This window comes from Lentilactobacillus sp. TOM.63, assembly GCF_030361045.1.
GTDB classification, from domain to species: Bacteria; Bacillota; Bacilli; order Lactobacillales; family Lactobacillaceae; genus Lentilactobacillus; species Lentilactobacillus dabitei.
In genome coordinates this window covers 1-10532 of record NZ_JAUCAP010000083.1, presented here as the reverse complement: position 1 = coordinate 10532, position 10532 = coordinate 1, and the positions used below count along the sequence as shown (strand labels likewise).

At 42.1% G+C, this 10532-nt stretch carries 10 protein-coding genes; 5 read left to right on the top strand and 5 right to left on the bottom strand.

Going from position 1 to position 10532, the window contains the following annotated elements:
• Positions 1-195: 195 nt before the first annotated feature.
• From QUF07_RS11985 to QUF07_RS11975, 3 genes are all read right to left on the bottom strand, one after another.
• Positions 196-786 (bottom strand): NAD(P)H-dependent oxidoreductase, encoded by a 591-nt coding sequence (locus QUF07_RS11985; protein WP_217162596.1) that lies wholly within the window; start codon positions 784-786, stop codon positions 196-198.
• 1 nt (position 787) lies between these two features.
• On the bottom strand, positions 788-1357 hold the full coding sequence (locus QUF07_RS11980; protein WP_289427581.1) for a TetR/AcrR family transcriptional regulator: 570 nt from the start codon (positions 1355-1357) through the stop codon (positions 788-790).
• A gap of 147 nt (positions 1358-1504) precedes the next feature.
• Positions 1505-2110 carry a DUF3862 domain-containing protein gene (locus tag QUF07_RS11975; RefSeq protein ID WP_217162600.1) on the bottom strand — a complete coding sequence of 202 codons (606 nt, stop codon included), beginning with the start codon at positions 2108-2110 and terminating at the stop codon, positions 1505-1507.
• Positions 2111-2426: 316 nt separating this feature from the next.
• Here QUF07_RS11975 and QUF07_RS11970 point away from each other — a divergent pair, with 316 nt between their 5' ends.
• From QUF07_RS11970 to QUF07_RS11950, 5 genes are all read left to right on the top strand, one after another.
• The gene (locus tag QUF07_RS11970) at positions 2427-3845 is read left to right on the top strand and encodes an aspartate ammonia-lyase (protein ID WP_217342171.1); all 1419 of its coding nucleotides are present in this window, start codon (positions 2427-2429) and stop codon (positions 3843-3845) included.
• Between the two features lie 117 nt (positions 3846-3962).
• The gene (locus QUF07_RS11965) at positions 3963-6752 is read left to right on the top strand and encodes a cation-translocating P-type ATPase (RefSeq protein ID WP_289427580.1); all 2790 of its coding nucleotides are present in this window, start codon (positions 3963-3965) and stop codon (positions 6750-6752) included.
• 305 nt (positions 6753-7057) lie between these two features.
• Complete coding sequence (locus QUF07_RS11960; RefSeq protein ID WP_289427582.1) at positions 7058-7510, top strand: MarR family winged helix-turn-helix transcriptional regulator; 453 nt, start codon at positions 7058-7060, stop codon at positions 7508-7510.
• Between the two features lie 11 nt (positions 7511-7521).
• On the top strand, positions 7522-8037 hold the full coding sequence (locus QUF07_RS11955; protein ID WP_217162606.1) for a GNAT family N-acetyltransferase: 516 nt from the start codon (positions 7522-7524) through the stop codon (positions 8035-8037).
• A 19-nt stretch (positions 8038-8056) separates the two neighbouring features.
• On the top strand, positions 8057-8770 hold the full coding sequence (locus tag QUF07_RS11950) for a B3/B4 domain-containing protein (protein WP_217162608.1): 714 nt from the start codon (positions 8057-8059) through the stop codon (positions 8768-8770).
• Positions 8771-9001: 231 nt separating this feature from the next.
• Here QUF07_RS11950 and QUF07_RS11945 read toward each other — a convergent pair whose 3' ends face one another.
• The gene (locus QUF07_RS11945; RefSeq protein WP_289427579.1) at positions 9002-9505 is read right to left on the bottom strand and encodes a DNA-3-methyladenine glycosylase I; all 504 of its coding nucleotides are present in this window, start codon (positions 9503-9505) and stop codon (positions 9002-9004) included.
• A 128-nt stretch (positions 9506-9633) separates the two neighbouring features.
• Positions 9634-10227 (bottom strand): zinc ribbon domain-containing protein, encoded by a 594-nt coding sequence (locus QUF07_RS11940; RefSeq protein ID WP_217162610.1) that lies wholly within the window; start codon positions 10225-10227, stop codon positions 9634-9636.
• Between the last annotated feature and the right edge of the window lie 305 nt (positions 10228-10532).

Sequence of the window (10532 nt, the reverse complement as noted above, 5' to 3'; positions counted from 1 at the left end):
AGGCATTCGATTGTGTTATCTGAAGAATAACATGCTCGAATGCCTTTTTGAATACGTCCAATTATTTAGTGCTTACGCTTAAACAAATGAGTGTTGATTTCAAAAAAGCAGCCAGCCATAATCTTTGTACATTACAAATACATGATTATGGCTGGCTGCCTTTTTGATACAAATAAATTTTAAATCATCGCTTGCCTAAAAGTTGAACGTCATTTCCCGACAGGCTTTCAGGTGACGCTGCCGTTTGTCGGCAGACGAATTGGTGATGCCACCTAAATTAATCCACTTTCCAGATGAAATACCAAGTTGTTTCAAAGTATGGTTGATGAAGACTTTCTTGATGGCATTACCACAAAATAGTTTGAGATAAAAGGTCGGCGAAGTGGAGGTCGTAAATACATAAGCATGGGATAAGTTGGTCAGCTCGCCCTTAATGCCAGTTTTGGTGACCGTGTGGGAGAGCCCTTTGCCTTCTTTCATAACTTTATCAATGAATCCCTTCAGCATACCCGGAATACTGTTCCACCAAATTGGGGTGATGAAGATGATGCCGTCAGCTTGTCGGAGCATTTTCAAATATTTGGTCACCAGGGGGTCATGTGTTTTCCCCTCGTGAAATAGCCGTAATTCTTCTTTATCATAAGTCGGATTGAAATGTTCGTTGTAGAGATCAATTAACTGGGGATGATTATTTTGCTCAGTCAAATTTTCCATGACTTGGGTCAACACCGCGTGAGTGAAGCTTTGGTCATAGGGATGACAATAAACGACAACAATATTTTTCATATCAATTAACCCCAATCAATTCTTTGGCAGATTCTTTCAGTAATACTTCATCAAACGTGATGGCATGATTCCGAATTAAAATCCCGTATCCCTGGATGAAGGCCCATATTTTGATGAATAAATTTTCGGGTGATCCAGAAAGTTGATATTGTTTCATGATTTGGGTGATTAATTCCTGTGGATACGCTAGTAACGGGAACTTTGTGGCAGAGTCGGCGGAGTGGTAAATATTAATGGCACTTGAATTGAAGGATAAAAAGTCCATCAAATATGGTTGGGAATCAAATTGGTTAACCATGAATTTCCCGAGAGCGACAAGTGAATCAAGCGGCTCCAGATGTTGGCCTTCAATTGTTTGCTTAGCTTGCCTGCCTAATCGATTCGAAACCACTTGAGTGACCGAGGCGAACAGGTCATGTTTGTTTTGAAAATGTTTGTAAAATGCCCCCGTGGTTAAATTAAGTTCTCCCAGCAACGATCTTAACGAGATTTGCTGGGAACCATTCTCAGAGATCTTTCGAATGGTCAACTGAATGATGTCATTTTTAGTATTGTTGGTTTTTCCCGCCAATTGTGTCAACTCCTTATAGTTTTAAGATAACACTGTTATCCTATGGATGTAAATAAATAGCGCAGCCATTCCAGAACCCAGAATGATTACGCTATTTGTTAGATGATGGGAGTAAAATGCTGTTTGCCCATCTCTTATCAACGTGATTTATTTTGTCGTTGTCTGATTCTTTGACTGTAGTTGTCCACCGGTAAACATTAAATTGACCGCGGCGCCTTTTTTACTCGTGAGATACAATGCTGAGGTTGCCGCCATATCACCACTGCCGGTCACTGACTCGGAATCAGGTTCACCTAATTTTTGAATGACACTTTCGTATGAGTCTCCGGGATTAAGGCTGTTAATTGACTCAACGGATGTATATTGACGGTTGGTGGTATGTTTCAGGACATAGCCTTTACCGATTGCATGGCCGTCCAAAAATTCAACAGTGACAGCGGATGCGTTGAGCCCCTTATCGAGTTGATTCCAAGAATACTGGATGGCTGATTTCTTACTTGTACCAGAAAGCGACACTTTATGGTGAGACGTCGGGCTGCCGAATGATTGCTTAATTGAATTTAACAAACTGCCGCCCTTGGTAGGAGCGGTGATGTTTGCTAATTTGATTTGATCGTAATCCTTTCGGGTGATTGATTTAACAACTTTTGTGGTTGAGGACGGGTGGGAATTCTTCGACTGGGTTGAACTGCTACAGCCGGCTAAAGAAATTCCGACTAATAAAATTGTGATTAATGTCAATTCTTTTTTCATGATAATCCGTTGTTCTCCTCATCATTAATGGCTTATACCACTACGATACCAAATTCTGGCGATTAACAGAGCAGTGACCAGCAATCTTAACTGAATTATAGCAAAGTCACGATGATTGTGTTAACGATGGCACATCATATGACGTGGGAAACGATAATTGACTGTCTAGCAGGTATGCTAACGCCGGTTTGTTAGACATCGGTATAAGTGTAGAAAACCCATATTATTAAAGACTTACCTTGACATTTTTTGAAATGGGTATATATTATATCTCGTAAGTTTTGTTAGAAAATATAACATGAAATGAGGCTGAATAATGAGAATTGATAGAGATTGTATTGGTGAGCTTTTTGTACCTGATGATGTTTTATATGGTGTCCACACTTTACGGGCAATGCATAACTTTCCGATTACCGATGAAAAGGTTGATCCAGCCATCATTAGTAGTTATCTTCAGATTAAGAAGGCAGCGGCGATTGCTAATCAAAAGGCCGGCAGCCTGGCAGGCGGAAAAGCAGCCTTGATTATTTCGGCATGTAACCAACTACTCTTTTCAGGTGACTTCAAAGACTTCTGTGTGCCTGCCATTCAGGGCGGTGCCGGGACTTCGACAAATATGAACGTCAACGAGGTCGTTTCTCAATTGGCGATGAAAATAAGTGCCCAGGGTGGCAAAGCAGCCATTAGCATCCATCCTAATGATGATGTAAATTGCGCCCAGTCAACCAACGATACATATCCGACCGCTGGGAAAATGGCGATGTTAAAAAAGCTATCACCGCTGCTAAATTCAGTAGACAGATTGTACCAAGCTTTGGCTGACAAGGCTGAAGAATACGCTGACGCAATCAAAGTTGGCCGAACCCAGTTACAGGATGCCGTTCCAACAACGTTTGGTCGCAGCTTTTCTGCCTATGCCTCATTATTTCGACGAGATTATGATCGGCTGAAGAAGGCAACTGAGGTTTTGAAAGTGGTTAACCTCGGTGGGACTGCTATTGGAACAGGAATTAATACAACTTCTGAGTATCAGGAACAAATTATTCCGACTCTTAATAAAGTTGCCCATCTTTCTTTAATTCAAGCTGATGATTTGGTAGATGCAACTCAAAATAGTGATGCCTTCACCACAATTTCGAGTGCCATGAAAATGCTGGCTGCCGATCTTTCAAAATTTAGCAATGATCTCCGGTTACTTTCAAGCGGTCCGCAAGCTGGATTAAATGAGCTGGCGTTACCTAAGAAGGCTGCCGGTTCGTCTATCATGCCAGGAAAAGTAAATCCAATTATTCCAGAAGTTGTTAATCAAGTGGCCTTTGAAGTTATTGGCAACGATGTGACGGTCACGATGGCTGCGGAAAGCGGGCAGTTGGAATTAAACGCCTTTGAGCCAATCATGTTCCGGGCAATTTTGATGAGCGAGCAACATTTGGCAAAAGCAGTCACAACTCTAGTTGATAATTGTGTTTCAGGCATCAAAGTGAATGTTGATCACTGCCGCCACGAGGTTGAACATTCATCGATTGCCGCGACAATTTTATCACCATTACTTGGTTACGAAGAGACGACCCGATTGATTAAAACAGCAGTGGCTCAAAAACAATCCGTCAAAGAATTAGTTAAAGAGCAGCAACTATTACCCGATCAGTTAATTGATGAACTATTCTCACCTGAAGTTTTGACCAACGCGAAAAAATTGAATTTCAACCATTCAGTCGCATCTTCTTCGAATTAATCGGTTGGAGCCGACTGTTTTTCGACCGTTATCCTTCTCTCATTGCTAATAAAGAATATAATGATGGTGTCTACATAAGGCATCTAATTAATAGCTATCTTGAGGGTGATGAGTCGAATGAAGAATGTTGAATCAACCAAAATTGATCAATCTGCAAAAACATCTGTTGATGATTTGATGAAGCAGTTTGACCTTCAGGTGGGTGGATTGAGCCAATCTGAAGCTGCAAAACGGCTTGCTCAATATGGGCCAAATACGATTCAGCAAGCCAAACACAAATCAGAAATCCTGATTTTTCTTGAAAATTTTACGTCGCTAATGGCGATATTGTTGTGGGGATCTGGCGTCATTGCGATGTTTGCCGGCATGATGGAACTGGGAATTGCAATCTGGGCCGTGAATTTGATTAACGGTTGCTTTTCGTATTGGCAGCAGCATGCCGCTCAAAAGGCGACCGATTCTTTGAAAAAAATGTTGCCATCTTACGTCAAGGTTAATCGGGACGGCAAAACCCAACAAATTCAAGTTGAGCAGTTGGTGCCTGGAGATTTATTCCAAATTCAAGCGGGCGATTCAGTCCCCGCAGATGCTCGGATTTTCAATAGTTCCAATTTGCAAGTGGATGAATCTTCGTTAACCGGTGAATCGGTTCCGGTTGAGAAAGCCGATGCTTATCAGCATGGTGATGGTGAGTTTGCCCAACAAAATATCATTTTTGCCGGAACAGTGGTGACCAACGGAACTGCGAATGCCATTGCAGTGGCGACTGGGATGCAGACGGAATTTGGTCGGATTGCGAGACTGACCGAAAGCCAGAAGAAAGTGATTTATCCATTGCAGCGGGAATTAAACCACTTGACCCGGCAATTGACGGTGATTGCCATTGTTTTAGGCATTGCATTTTTCTTGCTGGCTGTTTTCTTTGTCCATTATCCATTTGCCCAGTCGTTCATTTTTGCACTCGGGATGATTGTAGCGTTTATTCCAGAAGGACTGCTGCCGACGGTGACGTTGTCGTTAGCCCAGGGGACACAGCGCATGGCTAAGAAACATGCCCTGTTGAAAAATTTGAATAGTGTCGAAACGCTGGGAGAAACCACGGTCATTTGTTCTGATAAAACCGGAACCCTGACCCAAAATCAAATGACAATAAATCATATCTGGTTGGCAAGCGGTGACTATGAAGTGACTGGAACGGGCTATGTGACCAACGGTAAGATTCAAAAGAATGATCAAGATGTCGATGGCCAAACTGCAAGCGATTTAGGTCGCCTGTTAGCCATTGCAACCCTCAATAATGATACTGAAGTCAATGAGGATCCAAATGGCGGCAAGGCTAAAATTCTTGGAACGCCAACCGAAGCGGCTCTGGTTATTCTGTCCAGAAAAGCCGGAATGAATATCAAAGAAGCCAATCAGCAATATCCACGGTTAAAAGAGTTGCCGTTTGATTCCGGGCGGAAACTGATGACGATGATTACGAAAGATCAAACTGGGAATCTTTTAATTTATACCAAAGGCGCCCTTGGCAGTGAATTGAAGATTTGTGATCAGATATTGGATGGTGACAAAGTCCGACCATTAACGGCTGCTGATCGAGAACGGATTAATGGGATCAATGAGCAATATTCCAAACAGGGATTGCGGACCCTTGCATTCTCATATCGAAACGTGTCTGTTAAAGATCCGTTACGCAAAACGGCGATTGATGATTATACGATTGACACAGCAGAAAGGCACATGGTATTCGTTGGCCTCACGATGATGTCTGATCCGCCAAGGCCCGAAATTTTCAAAGCAGTTAAGAACTGTAAGCGGGCGAACATTCGAATTATTATGGTAACTGGTGACAGTCCGATTACTGCCAAGAGCATTGCAGTCAAAATCGGGATTACTTCTGACAAAACGCGTGTCATCAGTGGCGAAGAATTGGATCAAATGAGTGATCAGGAATTGAAAGCAGCAGTTAAGGGTGAAGTCATTTTTGCCCGGGTAGCGCCGGAACATAAGTTTAGAATTGTCACAATGTGTCAAGAAAATGGTGATATCGTTGCCTCAACTGGTGATGGCGTGAACGATGCGCCAGCGTTGAAACGGGCCGATATTGGGATTGCAATGGGGGTTACTGGCACTGACGTTGCCAAAGATGCGGCTGATATGATTTTAACTGATGATAATTTTGCTTCTATTGTGAGTGCCATTGAAGAAGGGCGATCCGTTTATAGTAACTTGCAGAAATTCTTGTTGTACATCTTGAATAGTAATGTTCCTGAAGCCGCGCCTTCGGTTATTTTCTTGGTGACCCGCGGCTTGGTTCCCTTGCCATTAACAGTTATGCAAATTTTGACTGTGGATCTGGGAACGGATTTACTGCCAGCGCTTGGATTAGGCATTGAAAAGGCTGAGCCAGGGATTATGGACCAGCCGCCCCGTCCGCAAAATAGTCATCTGCTGAACAAGTCCATTATTTGGAAAGCGTTTGGGTTGTACGGATTGACGGCTTCGGTCATTTCAACGGCTGCCTACTTCTTTGTTAATCACGTTAATGGCTGGCCAAATATTCCTTTGGCTTCATCAGGATTACCCTACGCGGAAGCGACAACCATTACGCTGGGGGCAATTGTGTTCTGCCAGATTGCATCAGCGATGAACTGTCGCACGCAAATTTCGTCAGTCTTTTCGATCGGGTTATTTAGTAACCGACGAATCTGGTTAGGAATTGGCGTTGAAATTGTCCTGATTGCCTGCCTAATGTATCAGCCATTTCTTCAGGAAATTTTCAATACGGGACCTCTCAATCTCTCTGAATGGCTATTCTTATTCTGTATCCCAATTCCGCTATTTCTGTTGGAAGAGGGGAGAAAGTGGCTGGTTAGAAAAATAAGAGGGCAAAAAACAACGGTTTGACGCGGTTATCTAAAGGCCCCCCAACTAAAATCCTGGTTTGAATTTTAGTTGGGGGGCCTTTAGATAGTAAGCGGCAGTTGTTTTTTGCCCGTTTTGACAATGTAGTGGGGAAATCCTGTCCTTGAATTTATGTTGAGGCGGTTCTTAGAATATTGAGATAACTGTGAAGCAACGGACTGTTTCATTTCTCAAACCTAATGAAGTCGATCATCAAACCGGAAATCTCCATTCGATTTTAATTTTTGTTGCATTTGCAACAAAAATATTTTAGAATCATTCATAGTGAAATAGGGAGGGTGATGGCAATAGCAGAAATTCTTCGACCAATTGGTGAAATTGCTCGGGCACTGGATTCAGTTGCAAATATTGAATTTAAAGACTTTGATCTCGCTAAGGGTCAATATTTATATTTGGTCAGGATCTGTGAACATCCTGGCATTATCCAGGAACAGTTAGCGACAATGATCAAGGTTGATCGGACGACAGCATCCCGAGCCATTCGAAGGATGGACATTAACGGCTTTATTGATCGACGGGCTGATGCCTCTAATAAAAAAATCAAACGGTTGTTTCCAACCCAAAAGGCAACTGATGTGTATCCATTTATTCACCGTGAAAATCTATACTCGAATAAAGTTGCCCTCAGAGGACTCAGCGAGGAAGATAGCCAGTTGCTTGAAAGATTGTTATTAAAAGTGAGTGACAACGTTTCTGCCGATTGGGAATTCGTCAAAAAAGGTCATCACCGCAAATACTAGGAGGAAAATGATTGGCAATATCGATTAGAAAATGCACGGTGGCCGACTTGCCACAACTTGAAAAAATAAGCCGGGTCACATTCACGGATACCTTTGGTCACTATAATTCACAAGCAAATTTAGAAAAATACTTAGCCCGTTCTTATAGTCAGCCACAACTTCACAGCGAACTCGCCAACCCTGATTCAGAATTCTTTTTTATATTTGAGGACGATGAATTAGCTGGTTATTTGAAAATTAATATTTTAGATGCTCAAACAGAAAAAATGGGTGAAGCTAGTTTGGAAGTTCAACGAATTTACGTTTTACCAGCACACAAACGTCATGGACTGGGTCGCCAACTCATGGCTCAAGCAATTACCCGAGCAAAAGATTGGGGTAAAACGAACATTTGGCTTGGCGTTTGGGAGCATAATCTCGGCGCGATTGCTTTTTATGAACAACTTGGTTTTAAGAAAATTGGCGATCATGTATTTACATTAGGTGACAGCCCACAGCGCGACCTTATTTTGAAGAAAACAATTTAGTTGGAAAGTAGGTTTGATAATGAAGAAATTAATTTTAGATTCTCAAGTAGTTGATCTTTTTCCGGACGTTCAAATTAATGTTATGACCCTTGCAGGGATTGACAACCATGTTCAAGCAGATCAATTGGCTTATTTACAGAAGCTGCTTGATGAAGGCACTCAGGAGGCTGAACAGTACATTACCGTTGAACCGTTTCGGAAAAATCCGGTGGTTGATCAATGGCGGCAAGCATTTAGAAAATTCAAGACCAAAAAGGGTGCCCGAGCCACCACAGAAGCGTTGTTAAAACGGGTTAGCCAAGGAAAGACCTTCTCCCCAATTATGCCGTTAGTGGATCTCTATAATAGTGTTTTGCTCAAATATGGGGCTTCTTGTGGTGGCGAGGATGTCGATGCCATTGCCGGGAACATGCACTTAGGGGTGGCAAAAGGCGGGGAGTCGTTTCTGCCCTATGGTGAAACGGAGGACATGCCGGCCCTTCCAGGGGAAGTTTGTTATTTGGACGATAAGGGAGCGGTTTGTCGCTGCTTTAATTGGCGGGAATCACAACGGACGGAACTAACGGAAGCCACTCGCAATCCGATATTGGTGATTGAATCGATTAATAAGGAGCAAGCTGAGCGATCCGATGCCGCCATGGCGGAATTGCAGCAGTTGTGTGAAAATTTCTTCAACGTGAAGGGAACGGTTCAGAAAGTTTCTGGAGCACAACGGGAAGTTCAAATTGATTAAGTGCCAATAATCCCATGGAAATCGATATTCTCAGCGAGTTGATTTAAAAATAGAAGCCAACCAACCAGACATTCCAAATTAAAATGTCTGGCTGATTGGCTTCTTTTGGTTAAAATGGTTTTCGATCGGGATTTAAGTCTAGATCATATTCAAAATATCAATGAGAGCTGTAGCCTCCATTAATTTCAATCAGAAATCATGAGCTTTGCCATCAGCGACAACAATCAGTTTCTATCCGTCCTGATGTTTCAAAATTCCCGTTCCGACTAATAGTAGTTCCATTGTGGTTGGCCCAACGAAAGTAAACCCTCGTTTTTTCATGTCTTTAGCAACGGTGGCGCCTAACCCGTGGGAGTCGCGGCCCAACGATCCTTCAACGATATTTTTCGTTGGCTTAAAGGACCATAAATAATCGGCTAAATCTTTAAATTCTGGAGAGAGATTGAGCGTTGCCCGGGCATTTTGGACAACTACTCTAATTCTTCTGGGATTTCGAATCATTTTAGGGTCTTCTTCGAGGGCCTCTAAATCCATTTCGGTAAAATTCGCAATTTGGTTGACGTCGAAATGCTTAAATACCTTTTCAAAAACTGGAATCTTACTTGCGGCGACCCGCCAATTCAATCCAGGTTGAAAGACATTAACCGTTAACATTTCGAACATAATCCGCGGATCATGGACCTCAGTTCCAAAAAGCTGATGATAAATTTGGACGCCACTTTGACTTTCTGCCATTTATCTCACCTCATATCAGTTGATTTTCTATCTTAATTATAATTTCAGATTATCACTTAATTCGCTGAAGGGTCAAAAAAACGCCTCGCCAACTTAATTGGTTGAGACGTTAATTGTCGTTCAGGTGACTATTTGCTGTACTTATCAGCAATATTATAAGTGACTTTGCCGAGATTTACCTTGAGAAGGGTCTGTTTAGCGTCACCCTTGACCTTCTTGGTTTTTACCTTGATATCAGCGTATTTTTGATTAGCGTAAATGCCAGCGAAGGCCCGAGATCGGTCTTTTAATTTCCTGACCATTATATTCCATTTAGCAGGGTTGCCCCTTTTAAGCTGCTTAACTGCAGAACTGGTTTTGGAGATTTTGACGGTAATCCCTTTGTTTTTATCCACTTTAATACTGGGATCTTTGCCGTAAACTGTGTTGGGCCGGGCATCAAATAAGTACTGATTTAATTCCCGCTCAATTTTAGTGTGGCTGGGACCGTCATGGAGACTGCATGAACTCCCGACAGCAAGGACGACTAAAACGGCAGCGGTCAAACTAACGAACTTACCAAATGGCTTTTCATACCATTTAAGCAGGCGGCCAACCCGTTTATTAGATTCTTCATTTTCTTCAAGCCATGGCTGTTTGGCGCCACAGTATGGACAAAAGTTTGAGTATGCAGGGATTGTTTTCCCACACATGACACAGGATTTTGTCTTCTCATCAGACATGCTTGTTCCTCCAATATGACCCTTTGTTAATATACCAATTAATTATAGCAAAAAATAACCCCTGAAAATAGAATTCTAACAAGAAAAATGGTTTTACTGAAAGATTACCGGCGTTTTCCAGTTCAATTGACGATAAAAATGGCAAAATAGATGGTGCAGTGTTACTAGAGGATTAAATGGTCGTGATGCTTCTCAACGATCATTTTTTAGAGGGGTTGAATTTGAAAGTGACCTATACCCCCAAAGTTAAAGTAAAAACTTTAGCTTTGGAGGTATTTTTTATGACTAAGATTTCAAAAGAAACA